Origin of the sequence: Streptomyces sp. NBC_01549 (assembly GCF_026339955.1) — a bacterium.
Classification (GTDB): domain Bacteria; phylum Actinomycetota; class Actinomycetes; order Streptomycetales; family Streptomycetaceae; genus Streptomyces.
The window spans coordinates 4,527,884-4,547,513 of sequence record NZ_JAPEPW010000001.1; the positions used below are offsets into that span (position 1 = coordinate 4,527,884).

Annotated in this window: 17 protein-coding genes; 8 read left to right on the forward strand and 9 right to left on the reverse strand. The window is 69.6% G+C overall.

The genetic code is table 11. The features are described from left to right. Positions 1 to 115: 115 nt before the first annotated feature. Together OG819_RS20140 and OG819_RS20145 are read left to right on the forward strand one after the other, a co-directional pair. The gene (locus OG819_RS20140) at positions 116 to 1,570 is read left to right on the forward strand and encodes a polysaccharide biosynthesis tyrosine autokinase (protein ID WP_266650747.1); all 1,455 of its coding nucleotides are present in this window, start codon (positions 116 to 118) and stop codon (positions 1,568 to 1,570) included. Further along, positions 1,567 to 2,193, forward strand: coding sequence for a low molecular weight phosphatase family protein (locus tag OG819_RS20145; protein WP_266624785.1), 627 nt, complete (start codon positions 1,567 to 1,569; stop codon positions 2,191 to 2,193). The genes OG819_RS20140 and OG819_RS20145 overlap by 4 nt, the downstream gene beginning before the upstream one ends. Before the next feature lie 153 nt (positions 2,194 to 2,346). Here the strand turns inward: OG819_RS20145 and OG819_RS20150 are convergent, their stop codons facing one another. Both OG819_RS20150 and OG819_RS20155 read right to left on the reverse strand, forming a co-directional pair. After that, complete coding sequence (locus OG819_RS20150) at positions 2,347 to 3,006, reverse strand: response regulator transcription factor (RefSeq protein ID WP_266624784.1); 660 nt, start codon at positions 3,004 to 3,006, stop codon at positions 2,347 to 2,349. Beyond that, positions 2,979 to 4,286: a sensor histidine kinase gene (locus OG819_RS20155; protein ID WP_266652776.1), complete on the reverse strand. Its 1,308-nt coding sequence runs from the start codon at positions 4,284 to 4,286 to the stop codon at positions 2,979 to 2,981. Before OG819_RS20155 ends, OG819_RS20150 begins: the two co-directional genes overlap by 28 nt. A gap of 155 nt (positions 4,287 to 4,441) precedes the next feature. Here OG819_RS20155 and OG819_RS20160 point away from each other — a divergent pair, with 155 nt between their 5' ends. Both OG819_RS20160 and OG819_RS20165 read left to right on the forward strand, forming a co-directional pair. Further along, positions 4,442 to 5,179 carry an ABC transporter ATP-binding protein gene (locus tag OG819_RS20160; protein WP_266650748.1) on the forward strand — a complete coding sequence of 246 codons (738 nt, stop codon included), beginning with the start codon at positions 4,442 to 4,444 and terminating at the stop codon, positions 5,177 to 5,179. Further along, a complete protein-coding gene (locus OG819_RS20165; protein ID WP_266650749.1) occupies positions 5,173 to 7,665 on the forward strand; it encodes an FtsX family ABC transporter permease in 2,493 nt (830 codons plus the stop codon). Before OG819_RS20160 ends, OG819_RS20165 begins: the two co-directional genes overlap by 7 nt. A 12-nt stretch (positions 7,666 to 7,677) precedes the next feature. On the opposite strand, the gene OG819_RS20170 is transcribed toward OG819_RS20165, so the two are convergent. The 5 genes from OG819_RS20170 to OG819_RS20190 all read right to left on the reverse strand — a co-directional run bounded on the left by OG819_RS20170 (position 7,678) and on the right by OG819_RS20190 (position 11,638). Then, positions 7,678 to 8,628: a nucleoside hydrolase gene (locus OG819_RS20170; RefSeq protein WP_266624781.1), complete on the reverse strand. Its 951-nt coding sequence runs from the start codon at positions 8,626 to 8,628 to the stop codon at positions 7,678 to 7,680. 144 nt (positions 8,629 to 8,772) lie between these two features. Next, positions 8,773 to 9,081: a DUF1876 domain-containing protein gene (locus OG819_RS20175; protein WP_266650750.1), complete on the reverse strand. Its 309-nt coding sequence runs from the start codon at positions 9,079 to 9,081 to the stop codon at positions 8,773 to 8,775. A 156-nt stretch (positions 9,082 to 9,237) separates the two neighbouring features. Further along, a complete protein-coding gene (locus OG819_RS20180; RefSeq protein ID WP_266624780.1) occupies positions 9,238 to 10,173 on the reverse strand; it encodes a GNAT family N-acetyltransferase in 936 nt (311 codons plus the stop codon). Positions 10,174 to 10,264: 91 nt separating this feature from the next. Next, complete coding sequence (locus OG819_RS20185) at positions 10,265 to 10,741, reverse strand: hypothetical protein (protein ID WP_266624779.1); 477 nt, start codon at positions 10,739 to 10,741, stop codon at positions 10,265 to 10,267. A 282-nt stretch (positions 10,742 to 11,023) separates the two neighbouring features. Then, positions 11,024 to 11,638, reverse strand: coding sequence for a tyrosine-type recombinase/integrase (locus tag OG819_RS20190; protein WP_323139356.1), 615 nt, complete (start codon positions 11,636 to 11,638; stop codon positions 11,024 to 11,026). 1,492 nt (positions 11,639 to 13,130) lie between these two features. Here OG819_RS20190 and OG819_RS20195 point away from each other — a divergent pair. Together OG819_RS20195 and OG819_RS20200 are read left to right on the forward strand one after the other, a co-directional pair. Continuing rightward, positions 13,131 to 13,826 carry a hypothetical protein gene (locus OG819_RS20195; protein WP_266624778.1) on the forward strand — a complete coding sequence of 232 codons (696 nt, stop codon included), beginning with the start codon at positions 13,131 to 13,133 and terminating at the stop codon, positions 13,824 to 13,826. A gap of 420 nt (positions 13,827 to 14,246) precedes the next feature. After that, positions 14,247 to 15,584: an IS110 family transposase gene (locus OG819_RS20200; protein ID WP_266647905.1), complete on the forward strand. Its 1,338-nt coding sequence runs from the start codon at positions 14,247 to 14,249 to the stop codon at positions 15,582 to 15,584. Between the two features lie 327 nt (positions 15,585 to 15,911). Here OG819_RS20200 and OG819_RS20205 read toward each other — a convergent pair whose 3' ends face one another. Together OG819_RS20205 and OG819_RS20210 are read right to left on the reverse strand one after the other, a co-directional pair. After that, positions 15,912 to 16,178: a hypothetical protein gene (locus tag OG819_RS20205; protein ID WP_266650751.1), complete on the reverse strand. Its 267-nt coding sequence runs from the start codon at positions 16,176 to 16,178 to the stop codon at positions 15,912 to 15,914. A 159-nt stretch (positions 16,179 to 16,337) separates the two neighbouring features. Then, positions 16,338 to 16,871 carry a hypothetical protein gene (locus tag OG819_RS20210; protein ID WP_266624774.1) on the reverse strand — a complete coding sequence of 178 codons (534 nt, stop codon included), beginning with the start codon at positions 16,869 to 16,871 and terminating at the stop codon, positions 16,338 to 16,340. A gap of 342 nt (positions 16,872 to 17,213) precedes the next feature. Here OG819_RS20210 and OG819_RS20215 point away from each other — a divergent pair, with 342 nt between their 5' ends. Both OG819_RS20215 and ettA read left to right on the forward strand, forming a co-directional pair. After that, the gene (locus OG819_RS20215) at positions 17,214 to 17,711 is read left to right on the forward strand and encodes a hypothetical protein (RefSeq protein WP_266650752.1); all 498 of its coding nucleotides are present in this window, start codon (positions 17,214 to 17,216) and stop codon (positions 17,709 to 17,711) included. A 248-nt stretch (positions 17,712 to 17,959) separates the two neighbouring features. Continuing rightward, positions 17,960 to 19,624, forward strand: a complete 1,665-nt coding sequence (gene ettA / locus OG819_RS20220) for an energy-dependent translational throttle protein EttA (protein ID WP_075031883.1) — start codon at positions 17,960 to 17,962, stop codon at positions 19,622 to 19,624. Positions 19,625 to 19,630: the final 6 nt, after the last annotated feature.

The window sequence follows — 19,630 nt, forward strand, 5'->3', positions numbered from 1 at the left end:
CGACACACGGGTGGCTCCCCGGGTTGGCGCGCGCGAGTCCCTATCGTCGGCTGCATACATAGGGAACAGAACATTCCATTTCGGGTGGTTCCCTCGGTCCCATGAGGGGTGCAGCTTGGATCTCCACGGATTCCTGAAGGCTCTTGTCAGACGCTGGCCGACCGTCGTGGTCTGTCTCGTTCTCGCGACCGGGGCGGCGCTCGCCGCGACGAGCTTGAGCACACCCGTCTACGAGGCCAGGACCCAGCTCTTCGTCGCCACCCGCACCGGCGACGACACCGCCCAGATGAACCAGGGGCAGAGCTTCTCGCAGGCGCGCGTTCAGTCGTACGCCGCGATCGTGACCACCCGTCAGGTGACCCGGCCCGTGGTGAAGGAACTGCGACTGCGCACCACTCCGGAGGAACTGGCATCGCGGATCACCGCCGTCGCCCCGCTCAACACCGTGCTCATCGACATCACCGTCCGGGACACCGAGCCCAAGCGTGCGGCGCGCATCGCCAACGCCGTGGCGCAGCGGTTCAGCGCGGTCGTCGAGCGACTGGAGGCGCCCAAGCGCGCGCCCGGCTCGGAGCGGTCAGGTAAGAGCCTCCGTACGGGCGACGGCACCTCGCCCGTCTCCCTGGGCGTCACCCAGGAAGCAGTCGCCCCCGCCGGCCCGGTCTCACCCCGCCCACTGCTGAACCTGGCCGCAGGAGTGCTCGGCGGCCTGCTGCTCGGTGCCGGACTCGTCGTCCTGCGTGAGACCCTCGACACCACTCTCAAGACCAGCGAGGCGCTGGGCGAGTTCACCACGCTGCCGGGTCTCGGCACCATCCCGTACGACAGGAACGTCCCCAGGCAACCGCTCGTCAGCGCCGACGGGCACTCCCCCCGTGCCGAGGCCTTCCGCAAGCTGCGCACCAACCTGCAGTTCTCGCAGGTCGACGAGCCGCCCCGGATCATCGCGGTGACAAGTTCGGTGCCTGGTGAGGGCAAGACCAACACCGCGGTGAACCTCGCCCTCTCGCTCGCCGAAGCAGGTCTCTCCACCTGCCTCGTGGACGGCGACCTCCGCCGACCGTGCGTGGCCTCGACCTTCGGTCTCGTCCAGGACGCAGGTCTGACCACCGTGCTCATCGGACAGGCCCGCATCGAGGACGTGATGCAGCAGGCCGACGGCCGGCTCTCGGTTCTCACCAGCGGCGCCGTACCGCCGAACCCCACGGAGCTGCTCGCCTCGGCGCGCATGGAAGAGGTACTGCGCGAACTGGCGGACACCTACGAGGTCGTGATCGTCGACACCGCGCCGCTGCTGCCGGTCGCCGACACCCTCGGACTCGCCTCCTTCGCCCAGGGCGCGCTGCTCGTCGTCCGAGCCTCGAAGACCAGCCGGGAACAGGTCCGCACCGCCGCGGAATCGCTGGACCGCGTGAGTGTCCGCGTCCTCGGCACCGTCTTCAACATGGCTCCGGTGCCCCGGGGCGATCGCTACGGCACCTACGGGTCGTACGGCGAGCTGCCCGCCCCTCGTGTGTCGGACCCCCGGAAGGAGACCGCCGCGGCGACACGTCTCGCGGGCGGGAAATGACCCGGGTCCTGTTCGTCTGCACGGGCAACGTGCACCGCTCGGTGCTCGCCGAGCGGCTGCTGGCCGCGAGGCTTCCGCCTGGCTCGGCCGTACGGCCGGAGAGCGCCGGAACGCACGCGCGGCCCTGGTCCGGCATGGAGGCCTCCACCAGGGCGGTGCTGGAGGACATGGGCGGTGACGGCTCCGGCTTCGCGGCCCGCCCGCTCACCGCGCGGCTCGTCGCGGGAGCGGCGCTGGTTCTCGGGCTCGCGCACGAACACCGGGAGGCGGCCGTACGGCTCGCGCCGACGGCGCTGCGGCGTTGCTTCACCCTGAAGGAGTTCGTACGTCTCGCTGTGGGGGGAGTCGACGCGGTGCGGGGAGGGGAAGCGGGCGGGGAAGGTACGGCGACCACGCACGGCGGCGTACCGGATGGCCAGGTCCCGCGGGCCGTGGACGGTTTCGACCTCGTGGTCGCGGCCACGGCCGGCCGTCGGGGTGCCGTCCCCCCGGTCCCGCCGGCCGAGGACGAGATCCCGGACCCGTGGGGGAGGCCCCACGCCGTGCTGCACGGGTGCGCGAGCGAGATCGACGGGGCGGTGAGCGCGCTCGCCCGGTTGCTGGACGGCGGAGCGAGCCGCTGAGCCGAAAGTCCGTGCGCCAGGTGAGCGGCTCGAGTGGGGGGCGGAACCCGGCGGATTGACGGTGGATCACGTCGGGGTCGGGTTCTCTCGGGATGACGCAGTGTCAGCAGCCGGGCTGCGACGGAAGGACTCCGAGGATGCGCTCCGCCCGCGTCACGCGCGCAGATAGGCCAGGACCGCCAGCACCCTGCGATGGGTCGCGTCGGCCGGAGGCAGGTCCAACTTGGCGAGGATGCTGCCGATGTGCTTGCCCACGGCCGCCTCGGACACCACCAGTTCGCGGGCGATCGCGCCGTTCGACCTGCCCTCCGCGATCAGCGCCAGGACCTCACGTTCACGTGGGGTGAGCCGCTCCAGCGGATCGCGGCGCCGGCGCAGCAGTTGGCGTACGACTTCGGGGTCGACGACCGTGCCGCCGTCCGCGACCTCGCACAGGGCGTCCATGAACTCCTCGACCTGCCCCACCCGGTCCTTCAACAGATAGCCGATCCCCGATCCGTCGCCGGTGTCCAGCAGTTCCGAGGCGTACGTCCGCTGCACGTACTGGCTGAGCACCAGGACCGGCAGCGTGGGCCGCTTCTCGCGCAGCCGCACCGCCGCGTGCAGCCCCTCGTCCTGGAACGCCGGGGGCATACGGACGTCTGTCACGACGATGTCGGGTGCGTGCTCCTCGACCGCGGCGACCAGAGCCGGGGCGTCCCCGACGGCCGCGACCACCTCGTGGCCGCAGCGGGTGAGCAGGCCGACGAGGCCCTCCCGCAGCAGCACGCTGTCCTCGGCCAGAACTACGCGGAGCGATCGGTCCGTTCGCAAGGAAACTCCACACGCAACAGGGTCGGTCCGCCCCGCGGACTGGACAAGGAGAGTCTGCCATCGAGCACCGACACCCGGTCCGCGAGTCCGGTCAGCCCGCTGCCGGCTGCGGCGTCCGCGCCCCCGTGGCCGTCGTCGCGCACTTGAAGGAACAGACGCCCGTCACGGTGCTCCCCGCTCACCACCGCGCGGCTCGCCCCACTGTGCCTGGCGACGTTGGCGAGGGCTTCGCAGACCACGAAGTACGCGGCGGCCTCGACCGCCTGGGGCAGCCGTCCGGGCAGCTCAAGGCCGTCGGTGTCGACCGGGACCGTCGAACGGTCCGCGGCGTCCGCGACCGCGGCCTGGAGACCGTAGTCCGTGAGGACCTTGGGGTGGATGCCGTGGATGAGTTCGCGCAGCTCCGCGAGTGCCCTGCCCGCCTCCTCGTGGGCCGTGGCGAGTTGGTCGGCCAGTGGTCCGGGCGGCGCGTCCAGACGGGCCAGTCCCAGCGTCATCGTCAGGGCCACCAGGCGCTGCTGGGCCCCGTCGTGCAGATCGCGCTCGATGCGCCGCCGCTCCGCCTCGAAGGCGTCCACCAACCGGACGCGTGAGCGTGCCAGTTCCGCGACCTTCGCCCCCCAATCGCCCTCGCGCGGCGCGATCAGCACACGCGTCAGTTCCGCCCGGGCACCGGCCGCGACCCCCAGGACATAGGCGCCCAGCGCGAGGAGGACGAGCCCCAGCACAGCGGTGCCGAAGGCCGTCGGCCAGGTGGTGACCGTCCACTGCTTGAGCACCTTGGTCTCCCGGCCGTCGCCGGCCGTGGCCATCAGCAGCGGGGTCGCGGCCATGGACAGCGGGGCGAGCAGGGCGACGGTGATCGCGAGCGCGTCGACCGGCCACAGCAGCCCCGCGAACAGCAGGGCGTACCCCAACTCCCGCCATGTCATCCGCTCCCTCAGCCGCGTCGTCAGCCAGGGCCACAGACCTCCCGCTTCGGGCGCCCGATGCCGGACGGGGGCGGGGTCCCGGTCGATCAGGCGGAGCCTGTGCCGCTCCACCCAGGTCACCGGGATGCCGGAGAGGGCCGCGAGGACCAGCAGCGGGAGCCCCACGAGCACGAGGGCGAGGATGCCGCCCGCGGCCACCGTGATCACGATGCCCACCAGGGCGACGACGCCGGTCAGGACGCCGGTGAGCAGGTACCCGGCCGAACGCCACGGCCACGACGACAGCAGGAAGTCCGGCCTGGGCAGGGCCTGCCAGACATTCCGGGGGTGCGCGGGCGGAGGGTTCATGGGCCGTTGCCGGGGATGCATGGGCGTCACCGTAGAAGGGCCGCCCCGGGCGGTGCCATCGGGGCAGGGGGTGGATCGGAGGTAGGCCTGGCCCTACCTCAAGTCTCGCTTCCGCCGTACCGCGCCGCGGTACCTCCACACGGTTTCGTGAAGCCATGAACATCGACGCGATCCAGTTGCACTCCGTCAGCAGGCGCTACGGGTCGGGCGGCGGCGTGGTGACGGCACTCGACGAGGTCTCGCTCGGCTTCGCCGAGGGAACGTTCACCGCCGTCATGGGCCCCTCCGGCTCGGGCAAGTCGACCCTGCTGCAGTGCGCGGCCGGGCTGGACCGCCCCACGTCGGGGTCGGTCACCGTGGGCGGGACCGATCTGACGAAGCTGAGCGAGACCAGGCTGACCCTCTTGCGACGAGAACGCATCGGCTTCGTCTTCCAGGCGTTCAACCTGCTGCCGTCCCTTACCGCCGAGCAGAACGTGGCGCTGCCCCTGAGGCTCGCGGGCCGCCGCCCCGCCCGGGCCCGGGTGCGTGAGGTCCTCGAACAGGTCGGCCTGGGCGACCGGGCGGGGCACCGGCCGACAGAGCTGTCCGGCGGCCAGCAGCAACGCGTCGCCCTGGCCCGCGCCCTGAACACCCGCCCCGAGGTGCTCTTCGGCGACGAGCCGACCGGAGCCCTCGACTCGCGGACCGGCCGTGAGGTACTGAGCCTGCTGCGCGGCATGGCCGACGGCGGGCGCCAGACGATCATCATGGTCACGCACGATCCGGTGGCCGCCGCGTACGCCGACCGCGTGGTCTTCCTCGTCGACGGGCGGGTCGACGGTGAGGTGGTCGGGGCCGGTGCCGAGGACATCGCCGCGCGCATGACCAAACTGGAGGCACTGCCGTGTTGAGCGTCGCCCTGCGCACCCTGCGCACTCGCTGGGTCACCTTCGCCGGCACGTTCGTCGCGCTCTCGCTGGGTGTCGCGCTGATCGCGGTGACGGTCCTGGCCCTCGCCTCGTCGCTGAACGCGCCCGCCGGGAAACCCGAACGGTTCGCCGCCGCGCCGGTCGTGGTCAGGGGAGCGGACACCCTGCGCGTGCCCACCTCGATCGGCGTCCGGGTCGACAAGCTCGCCCAGCCGCGTGCCATGCCCGCCGGGACCGTCGCGAAACTGAGGAAGCTCGGCACGGTCGTCGAGGACCGGTCGTTCGCCGTACGGGCCCGGGGCGGCCGCGGCGAACTGGTGGGCCACCCCTGGTCCACCGCGGCCTTCGCCCCGTACGAGATCGACGCGGGACGCGCGCCCCGGGCGGCCGACGAGGTCGTCGTCAGCGGCGACTGGGCGAAGCCGGGGGAGCGCGTACGGACCGATCGCGGCACGGTACGGGTGGTCGGCGTCGTACGGGTGGTCCGCACAGAACGGGTCGGTGGCCCCGCCGCCGGACGTGGCTTCGAGAACGCGGTCTTCTACGTCGACGAGCGCGCCGCCGCACTGTCGCCCGGCAGCGTCCAGCTCGTCGTGGAGGCCGACGCGGCGGCCGTGCGCGAGGCGGTACGCGCCAGTACGGGCGTCCAGGTCCTCACCGGTGACGCGCGCCGTTACGCCGACGCCGACCCGGACCGGGACAGCGCGGCGCTGACCGCGATGAACGCCCTGTTCGGCACGGCCGGCGGTGTCACCGGCTTCGTCTCGGTCTTCGTGGTGGCGTCCACCTTCGCCTTCGCGGTCGCCCAGCGGCGCCGGGAGTTCGGGCTGCTGCGCACGGCCGGGGCGACCCCGGGACAGATCCGCCGAATGGTCTTCGCCGAAGCCCTGGTGGTGGGCGCGCTCGCCTCGGCCACCGGATGCGGGCTCGGCGCGTACGGTGCGCCACGGCTGGCCGCACGGATGGTCGACGGCGGACTCGCACCGAGCTGGTTCACCATCGGCGACGCCACCTGGCCCTACCACTTGGCGTTCTGGACAGGCCTGCTCGTCGCGCTGTGCGGCGTGGCGGCCGCCTCCTGGCGGGCGGGCCGCACAGCCCCCGTCCAGGCGCTGGGCGAGGCCTCCGTGGACACCCGGACGATGACCACGGGCCGCAGGCTGTCCGGCCTGGCCCTGCTGGCGACCGCCGCCGTGACGCTCGTCCTCGCCCTCGTCGGCGCCCCGGGTGAACTGCTGCACCGGAAGACCTATGTGAGCCGACCGATGCTGATGATCACCGCGGTCGCCCTGCTCGCGCCGGCAGTGGTGCGCCCGCTGACCCGGCTGATCGCCTGGCTCCCGGCCCAACTCCCCGGCGCCGGCGGCATGCTGGTCCGGGAGAACGCCGCCGCCGGTGTGCGCCGCACCGCCGCGATCGCGGCGCCGGTCCTGGTCACCGTCGCCCTCACCGGCTCGCTGCTGGGCGCGACCGCGACCCTGAACGAGGCGAAGGCCGACGAGACGCGCCGGCAGACGTCCGCCGACTTCGTCGTCACCCCGGCGAACGGCGCGGGCTTCGACGCGGTGACACTGCGCGGGCTGCGCCAGGTGTCCGGCGCGGAGGTGTCCGCGACCTCGTCGAGCGCCGTCCACGTTCTGGAGGACGGCGTGTCACTGGTCAAGTCCGAGGCGCGCGCGGCGGATCCCGGACCGATCGCCGCAACCACCCGGCTGCCGCTCGAGGCCGGGAGGACGAGCGACCTCGACGACGACTCGATCATCGTCAACCGGGAATGGCAGCGTCACACCGTGGGGCAGCGGGTGCTGGTGTGGCTCGGCGACGGCACGAGGAAGTCGCTGCGGATCGCCGCGGTGATGACCACGGGCACCGGAAACAACGGCGTGTACGTCACTCCGCGCAACGCCCCAGGCGCCACCGTCGACCGGGTCGACGTCGCCCTCGCCGCCGGTGCCGACGCGCGCGCCGTGGCCGCGGGGCTGCGTACGGCGGTGCGTACCTCGGGCGGACAGGTCCTCACCAAGGACCAGTGGGTGCAGGCGAGTTACCCCGAGACGAACCGGACGACCCGGCTCGGCCTCCTGCTGGTCCTGGGCATCGCCCTCCTCTACACCGGTATCTCCCTGGCCAACACCATGGTCATGGCGACCTCCGACCGGGTGCGCGACCTGGCCGTGCTGCGCCTGGCCGGAGCCCCCCGGTGGCAGGTGCTCCGGCTGGTGGGTGCGGAGGCGCTGACGGTCGTCACGGTCGGTGGAGTACTGGGACTCCTCGTCGCAGGGGTCAACCTGTTGGGCATGTGGAGCGCCCTGGGTCTGCTGTCGGCCCCGACCGCGATCGAGGTCCCGTGGACGGCCATCGGTGCGGTCGTCGGCGCCTGCGCGGCGCTGGCCTTCGTCTCGTCCGTCATCCCCGCCGCACTCGCCCTGAGGCGCCGGGCGGTGGAACTGGCGGGCGTCCGGGAGTGAACCCCAGTGCAGCTAGGTGGTCGTCCGTGCGGTGGTCGCGGCGATGGTTTCCAGCGAGTTGATGAGCAGGTCCCACAGACGCTCGGTGTGCAGCTTGGTCGCCACGGAGGTGTTCGCCGGGCCGGAGCCGCCGCGGAAGTCGGTGACCGTCATGCCGTAGGTCGCCGTACCCCGTAGCTCGACCTCGACATGGGCCGGTGTGACCTCCATCAGGCTCGGGTCGATGGCACGGCCGACCGCGCACGCGTCGTGGATCGTGGCCGTCGCGCCGTGCACCTTGCCGACGGTGGCGTTGTAGTGGTCGAGGAGGTCGACGACGAACCGGGACACGGTTGTGCCCAACGCCCCGATGCGGGCCAGCAGTTGCGGTGTGGCGGCGGCCTGGGCGGTCAGGTCGAGGCCGACCATGGTCAGGGGCCAGCCCGCCGAGAAGACGATCGCGGCGGCCTCGGGGTCGGCGTGGATGTTGAACTCGGCCGCCGGTGTGACGTTGCCGCGGGTGTACGACCCGCCCATCAGGACAACCTCCTTGACCAGTGCGGCGATACGGGGTTCCCGGCGCAGCGCCAGCGCGATGTTGGTCAGGGGTGCGGTGGGGACGAGGGTGATCTCACCGGGGTGGGCGAGGACCGTCTCGATGATCAGATCGACGGCGTGCCGGGGGTCGGCCTCCATGGCCGGAGGGATGAAGGCGGGGCCGTCCATCCCGGTGTCGCCGTGGATCTCGGCGGCGAGGGTCTGGTCACGGACGAGGGGACGGGCGGCACCGGCCGCGACCGGTATGCCGTGCAGGCCGGCCAGGGTGCACACCTGGCGGGCGTTCAGGGTGACCTTCTCGATGGTCTGGTTGCCGGCGACGGTCGTGACGGCGACGATCTCGACGTCGGGGTTCCCCGCGGCGAGCAGGATGGCGATGGCGTCGTCGAGCCCGGGGTCGCAGTCGATGATGATCTTCTTGCGCATGGGCGTCCTTCGGGGTGGGACGGGATGCGGACCGGATCACTGGAAACAGCGTGCGCCAGGCCCACCCTGCCCTTGTCGGCCACACGCCACCCCTGTCGGCCCCACCCCGCCCCTTTCGCGCAGGCTCACCTCATTCGCGCAGGGTCACCTCAGCGGATGCGAGGTCCTCCCCGATGCCTCGTCGATCTCGTCGTGCGCCTTGGTCAACAGCTTCATCGCCAGTTCGTTGAGCGCCCGCGCGCCCGCGACCTCCTCGCCGACTCTCGGCTGGTTGGCGTCGGAGGGGTGGCGGCTGGCGTACCCGTGGGCGCGTACCTCGTTCCCGTCGGGGAGCCGAAGGAGAGCGGCGGCGCGGGTGCGGTGGTCGTCCTCCTCGAACTCGATCTCGACGTGCCAGCCGACGGCGGTCATTCCGTGCACCGCGGCCGGTTGCGACTGTGTCGTCTGTGTCATTGCGATCACCTCCGAGGCGGGCCCCAGCCCCTGGTACGGGCCTCGGCCCCTACTACCAGAGTGTGCTTCTTCGCCCGACTCCGCACGGGATGACGGCCGATATCGACAAGAAGTGACGGAACGACCACGAACCGCGTCGGAAACGAGCTTGTCGGCTCACCGCGGTGGGGCTTCCAGGATGAGGCGGATCTCGGTCACCTCATAGCCCGCGCGGTCGAAGGCGGCGGCCATCGGAACGTTGACGGTGTCCGTCGTAGCGGTGACGCGGTCGGCGCCCTCGCTCGCGTGGAACCTGGTGATCTCGGCGAGGACTTCGTCGATCAGGCCCTGTCCGCGCTGTTCCGGGACGACACCCAGGTAGCCGACGTTTCGGTGGTAGGGGGTCGCGGAAGGGATGGCCAGGCCCGCCAGAGTGCCGTCCGGGAGTTCGCCGAGGCGCCACCAGGAGCGCTCACCGGGACAGTCGAGGTAGAACTCGATGTCCTCGCGGGCCAGTTGCTCGGCGTCCATCGAGCGGAGCTCGTTCCGCGTGTGCTGATCCAGGCTCCCGGCCGACAGCCGGATGAACGCGTCGAGGAACTCCTCGTCCGTGCCCTCCCGGAAGATCAGCTTCCCCGCGGGCGCGGGGACCTCGGCGGCCGGTGTCCACTCGTACCGCAGACGCTCGATCTCGCTGCTCAGTCCGGACCTGCGCGCCGCCTCCCTGCGCCAGGCCACCGCGTCGACCAGCACGGGGTCGCTCCGCCAGTCGCGGGGCAGCGAGATGTTGTAAACGGGAAGAGCCCCGAAGGCGGCATGGCCGGCGGCCAGCAGCCCGGAGGCGATGGCGACCGGGTCGACGACGCCGGAGCGTACCTGGAGGCAGTCGAGCGCGATCGGCCGCGCGCTGTCGGCACGGCCCCACCACAGGGCGCGAGCCAGGATCTCCCCGTTCTCGTCCTCGGCGAACCAGATCCACTCGGGGCGGAACTGGTCGCTAGCGAGCTCCTCCCGGATCTTTTCCGCGGTCAGGGCGGGGACGGGACCGTCGGCCGGGTAGGCGGCGGCGCGGTCGAGGTCTACGGGGTCTGCGGTGGCAGCGCGGAAAAGCATTCGATCATGGTCCCACCGTGGGGCCGTACGGGGCCACGTCTTTTTTCGACCAGAGCTGACCAGAGCTGACCGGGGCGGGTGTCACGTGGTCTCAGTTGTCGAACCAGACGACGAGGCGGACGTTCTCGGCTCCGCGGCGCTCGGCGAGGGTGCGCATTACCGTCCACACGTCGCCCCAGTCCTCGTCCCGCACCGCCTGTCGCCGGGTGAGCCGATCGTCACGCGCCGGCCGCTGCGCGAGTGGTGCTGCCGGTTCGTCCCACTCCGCCGCCTCCAGCTCGGCCCAATCGATCCAAGAGGGACTGTGGGCGTCCTCGAGTTCCCACTGGTAGGCCCGTGCGGCCGCTCGGGAGGCGTCCTGCGGGAAACCCCGCCGCGCCGCAAGGGGCTCGAAGGATCCGTTCCGGACTCCGAAGAGGCAGCCGAATGCCTCGTACGACCGGTCGTTGTAGACATGGGCCAGCGCCATGGCCGCGTGCCAGCGGAGAAAAGGCTCGTCGTCGTCGGGTTCGGAGGTGTCGATGTGGCTGCTTCTGACCTCGATGAACCCATGTATGTCCGTGCCCATGACAGCGATCCTTCCAGGCGGACCCGACCGCTCACGAGCGGAGACTCACGGCCGCATGACAGAGCTGAGCGCGAGGTCGCTCGGTAGTGACCGGTGGCGATCGGTGGCGACGGCCAGTGACGGGGCGGCTACCAGCGTGGTCGGTGAACGGCCAGGTCACGGGCCCCCGGCCGAACGGGTTCCCTTCGAGGGGTAGCCGTCAGGCAAGATGGGGTGTTACTTGCCGAACGAGGGCATGAAACAGCCCCTCACCAGCGGGTTTCCCGTCGATGAGGGGCCGTGTCAGGCGGCTTGGGCCGTCTCTGGGCCGTCATGGGTGTGACCGGCGGCCCGGTACATCGCACTGATGGCTTTCCGGGTCCGGGTCTCGCTGCTCGGCACCAGGTGGGTGTACACGCGGAGCGTGAATCCGGGGTCGCTGTGACCGAGGTACAGGCTCAGCGCCTTGATGTTCTCCCCGGCGTCCAGGAGGACCGACGCGTAGAAGTGCCGCAGGGCGTGCATGCCGTGCTCGCGTGCGGCTGTGTAGCGCTGCCCCTTCTCGGGAACCGGGATGATTCCGGCGGACGCCAGCGCGGGTTTCCACGATTGATCGTTGAACCCGTTGCTCCACAGGGCGGCGCCCACACCGCTCGTGAAAACGAGCCGATGCGTGACCTTCGGCCCGGTCGGCGTCAGCCAGGGCAAGGTGATCTCAACCGGCGGGAAGCGCTTCATGTGCTCGGCCAAGGCCGCCGACACCTCAGGGTCCAGCGGCACGTCACGGAGCTTGCCGCGCTTGGGCGGCGCGAAGACCAGCGAGCCGCGGACCTTCTTGACCTGCTGCCGCACGTAGAGCCAGCCGAGATCACCGAGGTTGTCGACCGCCAGACCGAAGATCTCGCCTTCAACAAGCACGCCGACCGCACCCCGGACCTGCCCGCCCTCGCAGCCTTCCGGCCCGCCACTGCCGCGCTGCCCTCGGACCGGGTGCCGCTGTCCAAGACAGCCCCCGCCACCGCCTGACCCATCCCGCTTGCCCGGTCGGCGCGACCGCATCGCGCCAGGTTCCTACCCCCCTGATAACTCAGGGTGGCGGGCGCGTCAGTCCGAGCATCTGCGTGAAATCGAGATGATGTCGCATTTGATTCCTGGCGCGGAGTTGCGGAGCCGACTACAAGAGGTAACTGCAGCGATATATGCCGATAGCTCCGCGCAAGAAGAACTGGCAAAGGTGGCAAGGATGGTGGGTATCTCCCAGGAGGGCATCAACCTCCTCGCAGCTCGACTCCGCGGAGAGCCCCTGCCAACGCGAACCGTGGCCTTCCTCGCCTGGCGTGATGACTCCTAGCCATCGAATGTCATGTGACCGCCTGAGAGGGATCGAGAGGCCCAAGCTGATGGGCGGCTGACATCCAGGCCTGACATCAACGACCGAGGGCACCAGCGGTCTTGAGCCGCCCAAGGGGACCAACGTGTCCACGACCTGCATGCGATGGTCAGGACGTCGTGGACTATCCGTGGACAGGCCTCGCTCGACCAGTCCCGGACGCTGCCCTGACCAGCGAAGTTTCCTAGGACCGAAGCGCCCTCCGGAGCTGTGTGCGCAGGTTGAATCCTGTCGGGAGCACTCGCCGCGTCTGCCAAGGCACGGCCACGACAGGGCAGTTGGCCCCCGCGCGGCCCGCCATCCCGGAACTGGCGGGCCAACGCCTCGAAAGACGCCGCCGCGGGGTAAACGGAACCTACGCCTCCGCCAGTCGAAACGGAAGCCCCCTGTTTCCGCAACGATCGGGCCGCCCACTCGTGTGCGGCTGGGCCGGGGCCTCAGCAGAGTTCTCCGGGCTCGCACGTCACTAGCCCGGGGCCTGGCTGTCCCACACCCAAACCGGCGTCTCACGCCACAGCCTCGCGCTGGGTCGTGTGCCCGCGAAGCCGTCCGCCCCCGGCCCTGGTGGCCGGGGGCGGTTCGGTACTACCAGTAGATGACGGCCGAGCCTCTCTGCCGCGAGAGTTGACGCGGCAGGTTTCAACCGGCGTGGGCCGCACGCGCATCAGGGACCGGCAGGGCGAACCGCCCGGGGAGCGCCCGACACACCTCCGACACAGCCTGTGTCGCGGGCGCCACCTCACGCATTCCGCCGCAGGTCAGAGAGTTACGAGGTGCGATCGACACAATCACTCCGGAACCATGTGCGCAGGAATCCTGCTGAGGACACGCACCGAGTGGCCGTCCGCCCGAGTGACGGCCCGCACAGCGGGGACGCCCGCGAGGTCTTGAGGATGGCCGCCACTTTGGCGGCACGTTCTTTTCGTTGCCTGTTCGTGCTTTATCTGTCCTCAGGTCGGGCTGGACGCTGAGGCGCCCCCTCCACATCTTCCCGTTTGAATCTCGAAGATGGACCTGCCCATGCGTACTCTCATACGCGCCGGCGCGCTGACCGCCGGTGTTTCATCCCTGCTGCTCCTCGCACCGACCGCGTACGCCACCCCTCCCGGTGACAACGGGACAGTGAAGATCCACGACGCCAGGACAGGCGAGGAGTTGCGCCGCAACGAGCCGCATGTCTGCACGTTCTACCTCGACGCCTTCGGTTTCGACGCGATACAGCAGGTCGACTGGCACATCGAGGCCTGGGCTCCGACAGCCGCCGCCAAAGGCGAGACCATGAAGTCCGGGGCGATCACCCTGGATGCCGAGGGTCACGGCCGTACGGCAGACCTGTCGCTGCCTGACGGGCACTACAAGCTGTTCTGGAACTTCGACGGCGAGAAGGGAGCCGCCAAGCACAAGGTGTTCTGGACAGACTGCAAGGGCTCTGGGGGCGGTGGTGGCGGTACGACGCCGTCCGGCTCAGCGTCGCCCTCTTCACCGGCGTCGTCCTCGCCTTCAGGTTCGGCGGGTGCTACCGCCGCGCCGAGTGTCTCCTCAAGCGAGGGCGGGGCAGCCCCGTCCGCCGCCGCCTCCCCGTCCGCGCAGGGCGGCGGTGGCCTGGCCGAGACCGGTAGCAGCGCCCCGGTGGGCCTGCTGCCGGGCGCCGCGGCGGCGCTGGTGACCGCGGGCGGTTACCTGGTGCTGCGACGCCGTAGGACCTTCCGAGGCTGACGTCTGCTGGGCATGGCGGATCCCCCCGTACTCGTCCGACGGAGGAGTACGGGGGTGTCGTGTGCGGGGAGGGGGAAGGGGCCAGCCGGTGCGCACGAGCATCCGGAGGGCGGGCGCGGAATCTAGGCGTCCGGTGAATGCACGGTGAAGTGGGGCGTCTGGCCAGGACGTCACCGAAGAAGTCGCAGGTCAGTCCCCCTGTTCCCTTCGGGTGCGCCTTGCCGGCGTGAAAACATGGCTGCGGCGCCTGCCCGCCGACGCCGGTAGCTCGTTGGGACGTTGAGCCCGTAGGTCAGTCTGGTGCCGGGGCCGCAGAGGGGCCACGCACTGTTGCCATCGAGCACGCCGGTCAGATTTTCGCTCCCCCGCGGCCCCCTGGGCAGGCGTCGGCCCGTACGGATCGATACCAGGGAGTTGTGCATGGCGGACACCGACGACGGTGGCGTCGAGGAGATCGAGCAGGCCGAGGAGCTCGTGGCCCGTGTCGCGGCGATCGATATCGCCAAGGCGTCGGGCATGGTCTGTGTGCGGGTGCCGCACGAGGACAAGCCCGGCAAGCGCGTGCAGCGGGTCTTCAACACCGTCGCGACCAGCGGCGCGATCCTGGACCTGGCCGACCACCTGGTCTGCCAGGGCGTCACCCGGGTGGTGATGGAGGCGACGTCGACCTACTGGAAGCCGTACTTCTTTCTGCTGGAATCGCGTGGTCTGGAGTGCTGGCTGGTCAACGCCCGTGACGTCAAGAACGTCCCGGGCCGGCCCAAAACCGACCGCCTGGACGCGGTCTGGCTGGCCAAGCTCACCGAACGCGGCATGCTCCGGCCCTCGTTCGTACCCCCGAAGCCGGTCCGTGAACTGCGCGATCTGACCCGGGCCCGGGCCGTCATGACCCACGAGCGCACCCGCCACAAGCAGCGCACCGAGAAACTCCTCGAGGACGCCCAGATCAAGCTGTCCACCGTGATCGCCGACATCTTCGGCGTCTCCGGCCGGGCCATGCTGGAGGCACTGATCGCGGGCGAACGCAGCCCCAAGGCGTTGGCGGACCTGGCCCACGGCACCATCAAGGCCAGCCACAGCACCCTGGCCGAGGCCCTGACCGGCCGGTTCGAAGAACACCACGCCTTCATGTGCCGGATGCTGCTGGACACCGTCGACTACCTCACCGTGCAGATCGACAAGCTCACCGCCCGGATCACCCTGCGTCTGGCCGAGCTGTCCACCACCGAGGACGACGAAGGCCCCGGACAGGGCACCCTCATACCGATCACCGACACCGAACGCCTCGACGAGATCCCCGGCGTCGGCCCCAGCACCGCGCAGGTCATCCTCGCCGAGACCGGCCTGGACATGACGGTCTTCCCCACCGCCGGCCATCTCGTGTCCTGGGCGAAACTCTCCCCACGCACCCTCCAGTCCGGAAACAAGAACACCTCCGGCCCCACCGGCAAAGGCAACCCCTGGCTCCGCGGCGCCCTCGGCGAAGCAGCAATCTCCGCCGCCCGCACCGACACCTTCCTCGGCGCCCGCTACCGCCGCATCGTCAAACGCCGCGGCCACATGAAAGCCCTGGTCGCCGTCGCCCGCTCCATCCTGGTCGCCGTCTGGCACCTCATGAACGACCCGACCGCCCGCTACCGAGACCTCGGCCCCGACTTCCACACCCGCAACCTCGACCCGGCCCGCAAGAGCCGCGACCTCGTCCGCCAGCTCAAGGCCCTCGGCCACGACGTCACCCTCACCCCGGCAGCCGCCTGACATCCCACGACCCCACCGCCCCACACCAGCCCCCGACCGTCACCATCGAGGGGCTATCTCGCCATCCCCATCTGACCGTTGAGTTTTCCGGTCAGACGAATCATCAATTAAGAGCGCACAGCTCCCTTCTAAGCGCTCTGTCGTTCGGAACGTGCCACAGTCGTGCCACATCGTGCGGTCAGCCACGGTCAACGACGGCTCGCTGCAGTCGTGATTCGTCGTTCACTGGGCTGCGGCTACGGCTGGAGTGACCTGGGGAACTCCGCCGCCGATCACGTCCCCCCTTACAAAGCAGCGATCCAGCTTTCAAAGACCAGAGCCTTGCGATCAGTACGGCCGCGGGACCTTGTGGGCATCCAGCGCGACGGTGTACCGCGCCAGCAGCTCATCGAGGTCGGCCAGTAGAAGGCTGGCGGTTTCCTGTGCCCCGGCGAGGTCGCCCTGGTCGCACGCTTCAATGACTTCGGCAACTTCGCTGCGGATGACGGAGAGAGAGTCACCCTGGATCAAGACGCCGGGGAACCGACGGGGTGGCAGGCGCACCACAGCGTTGTTCCCACCGTCCGTGAACAGCTCTGCCTCAACACGTTCCATCGCACCATCCAACCTGACATCACCAGCTGACATCAACGACGGCGTACACAGGCAGCCTTGAGCAACCGAACGCGCCCGACGAACGAGGGCCTAAGAGCTCCAGGGCGGCTGGTGGATCGAACTTACAAGGCGGATGTCACCGAATGCTCCAGCTGTAGATCAGTCTCGATAATCGAGATCCCTGCCACCGCTGGCCTTGATCATCCAGGACAGTGAGCCGCTGCCGAACGGCCAGCCGGTGGTGGCCACCTCAACCCAGCCGTTGCCTGGCTCATCGGACCCCGCGTCCCACCACCACCAGCTGCGATCGTCGCCCATGCCGTCCTCGGTCGGGTCGAAGTAGTAGAGCCAGTCCGACAGCGTCCAAGGCTCTTGGTTGAAGGCTGATTTCTGCTCGGGCGTCATCGCCTGCCACGTCTGCAGCCAGGCCTGAACATCGAATGACGGGTCCGGCTCCGGCTCCGGCGCGCACCGCTGCATGAACTCCGCCGGCAGCAGCTCGGACCATCGCCCGAAGGCTGGCCAGTCACCCGTCCGCTGGACCACACACGCCAGCGCGGCACGGGCATTCGCGATGACCCGCGCCGGATCCTCGGCAAGGAACCGGACCCGCACGAGAAACGGCCGCTGTCGACCGTCATCGGCCCCGAGACCGGATTGAAGACGCCGCAGCTCGCCCTTGATGATCTCCACGGCGAAAAAGTGTGCACCGCCACCGGCTTTGCCGCACGTCAATATGGCGAACCAGGCCTCCAGGTCTCGATCTACGGCTGGCCATGCTGACTGCCTGCTGCCTCGTGAGCAGCAAAGCCTTCTGTCTCATGTGGCCGGATCGCTCCCTTGTGGGCACTTCGTGTACGTGTCAAATAGTTGAGAGGCGGGGTGACCGGGGGAGGGGGACGCTGCGTGTCTGTGTCAGGTGAGGATCGGGTTGTACCGTCGGATTGGGCGGTAGAGCGGTTCGGGCAGTGTGCCGGCGGGCTCGCTGCCGCGGTTCCGGTGCAACTGGCCAGGGCACACGCGCGAGCCCACGCCGTGCATCTGACGGCCCGGTTGAAGAAGCGCAGTCCCTATGGCGCCACCCTGGCGGAGGCGGTGCGGGAGAACCTGGCAGATACGGCGCGGGAGCTGGAGGAAGCCGTGCGGGACGTACGTGGGTACGAGTACGCCGTCATCAACGACCACGCGCTCTTCCCCTTCAAGTACGCCGACCGTCCGAAGCCGCTTGATCGTGCCCGGTTGGCTTCCAACGCTTCCCCTACGCGCCGCCGGATGCTCCTGGGGCACGGGCCGCAGCCTCAAGAAGGGCTGTTCCCTCTCGACGACGACCTGACGACAGAGGAGTACGAGGAGCTGCACGAGACGTTCGAGGCGCTCGGCGTCTCCACGAGGCTCGTCTGTCTGTTCTTCACAGCCGACCCGGAGAACGGCATCCACGCCATCCACTGGGGAGACGCCCATCTCGAACCGGACCGCACCTTCACCTGGCTCTACAGCGAACAGCTCCCCGTCGCTCCCCAGCCGCTCGAGTGACGGCCCTGGGCGGGCGCGACCTGCGTCACGTCGGCGACCGTGGGCGGTCTCCTGGGCCGTCCCTGGGCCGTGCGAGGCCGCTCGACAGTGACCGGCGGCGACAACCAGTGACAGGTCAGCTACCAGGGCGGTCGACGAACGGCCAGGTCACGGCCCCCTGACCGAACGGGTTTCCCCCGAGGGGTAGCCGTCAGGCAAGATGGGGTGTATCTGCCCACTGCCGATTTCAAGCGTCCGGACGGTTTCTCTTGGCTGAGTTCATTTACACCATGCGCAAGACGCGCAAGGCGCACGGCGACAAGGTGATTCTCGACGACGTCACCCTGAGTTTCCTGCCGGGTGCGAAGATCGGTGTGGTCGGTCCGAACGGTGCCGGTAAGTCCACCGTTCTCAAGATCATGGCGGGGCTCGAGCAGCCCTCCAACGGTGACGCGTTCCTGTCGCCCGGCTACAGCGTCGGGATGCTGCTCCAGGAGCCGCCCCTCGACGAGTCCAAGACGGTCCTGGAGAACGTCCAGGACGGCGCCGCCGAGATCATGGGCAAGCTCAAGCGCTTCAACGAGGTCGCCGAGCTCATGGCGACCGACTACTCGGACGCGCTGCTGGACGAGATGGGCAAGCTCCAGGAGGACCTGGACCACGCCAACGCGTGGGACCTGGACGCCCAGCTGGAGCAGGCCATGGACGCCCTGGGCTGCCCGCCCGGCGACTGGCCGGTCACCAACCTCTCCGGTGGTGAGAAGCGCCGCGTCGCGCTGTGCAAGCTGCTGATCGAGGCGCCCGACCTGCTGCTCCTCGACGAGCCCACCAACCACCTGGACGCCGAGTCCGTGCAGTGGCTGGAGCAGCACCTCGCGAAGTACCCCGGCACCGTCGTCGCCGTCACCCACGACCGCTACTTCCTCGACAACGTCGCCGGCTGGATCCTCGAGCTCGACCGCGGCCGCGCCATCGGCTACGAGGGCAACTACTCGACGTACCTGGAGAGCAAGGCCTCCCGCCTCAAGGTCGAGGGCCAGAAGGACGCCAAGCGCGCCAAGCGGCTCAAGGAAGAGCTGGAGTGGGTGCGGTCCAACGCCAAGGGGCGGCAGGCCAAGTCCAAGGCGCGTCTGGCGCGCTACGAGGAGATGGCCGCCGAGGCCGACAAGATGCGGAAGCTGGACTTCGAGGAGATCCAGATCCCGCCGGGCCCGCGTCTGGGCTCCATCGTGGTCGAGGTCAACAACCTCTCCAAGGCCTTCGGCGAGAAGGTCCTGATCGACGACCTCTCCTTCACGCTGCCGCGTAACGGGATCGTCGGTGTCATCGGCCCGAACGGCGCCGGCAAGACCACGCTCTTCAAGATGATCCAGGGTCTGGAGACGCCGGACTCCGGCACGATCAAGGTCGGCGAGACCGTCAAGATCAGTTACGTCGACCAGAGCCGCGAGAACATCGACCCGAAGAAGTCGCTGTGGGCCGTGGTCTCGGACGAGCTGGACTACATCAACGTGGGCCAGGTCGAGATGCCGTCGCGCGCGTACGTCTCCGCCTTCGGCTTCAAGGGTCCCGACCAGCAGAAGCCGGCCGGTGTCCTCTCCGGTGGTGAGCGCAACCGTCTCAACCTCGCCCTCACCCTCAAGCAGGGCGGCAACCTGCTGCTCCTCGACGAGCCGACCAACGACCTCGACGTCGAGACGCTGTCCTCGCTCGAGAACGCGCTGCTGGAGTTCCCGGGTGCGGCCGTGGTCGTCTCCCACGACCGCTGGTTCCTGGACCGGGTCGCGACGCACATCCTCGCCTACGAGGGTGACTCGAAGTGGTTCTGGTTCGAGGGCAACTTCGAGTCCTACGAGAAGAACAAGATCGAGCGCCTCGGTGCGGACGCCGCGCGCCCCCACCGCGCCACCTACAAGAAGCTGACCCGGGGCTGATCGATC

What these genes read in the sequence shown, in the direction of transcription:
- OG819_RS20145 (WP_266624785.1), top strand. Translation starts at nt 1,567, where the DNA reads ATGACCCGGGTCCTGTTCGTCTGCACGGGCAACGTGCACCGCTCGGTG.
- OG819_RS20155 (WP_266652776.1), bottom strand. Translation starts at nt 4,286, where the DNA reads ATGAACCCTCCGCCCGCGCACCCCCGGAATGTCTGGCAGGCCCTGCCC.
- OG819_RS20160 (WP_266650748.1), top strand. Translation starts at nt 4,442, where the DNA reads ATGAACATCGACGCGATCCAGTTGCACTCCGTCAGCAGGCGCTACGGG.
- OG819_RS20170 (WP_266624781.1), bottom strand. Translation starts at nt 8,628, where the DNA reads ATGCGCAAGAAGATCATCATCGACTGCGACCCCGGGCTCGACGACGCC.
- OG819_RS20175 (WP_266650750.1), bottom strand. Translation starts at nt 9,081, where the DNA reads ATGACACAGACGACACAGTCGCAACCGGCCGCGGTGCACGGAATGACC.
- OG819_RS20180 (WP_266624780.1), bottom strand. Translation starts at nt 10,173, where the DNA reads ATGCTTTTCCGCGCTGCCACCGCAGACCCCGTAGACCTCGACCGCGCC.
- OG819_RS20185 (WP_266624779.1), bottom strand. Translation starts at nt 10,741, where the DNA reads ATGGGCACGGACATACATGGGTTCATCGAGGTCAGAAGCAGCCACATC.
- OG819_RS20195 (WP_266624778.1), top strand. Translation starts at nt 13,131, where the DNA reads ATGCGTACTCTCATACGCGCCGGCGCGCTGACCGCCGGTGTTTCATCC.
- OG819_RS20200 (WP_266647905.1), top strand. Translation starts at nt 14,247, where the DNA reads ATGGCGGACACCGACGACGGTGGCGTCGAGGAGATCGAGCAGGCCGAG.
- OG819_RS20205 (WP_266650751.1), bottom strand. Translation starts at nt 16,178, where the DNA reads ATGGAACGTGTTGAGGCAGAGCTGTTCACGGACGGTGGGAACAACGCT.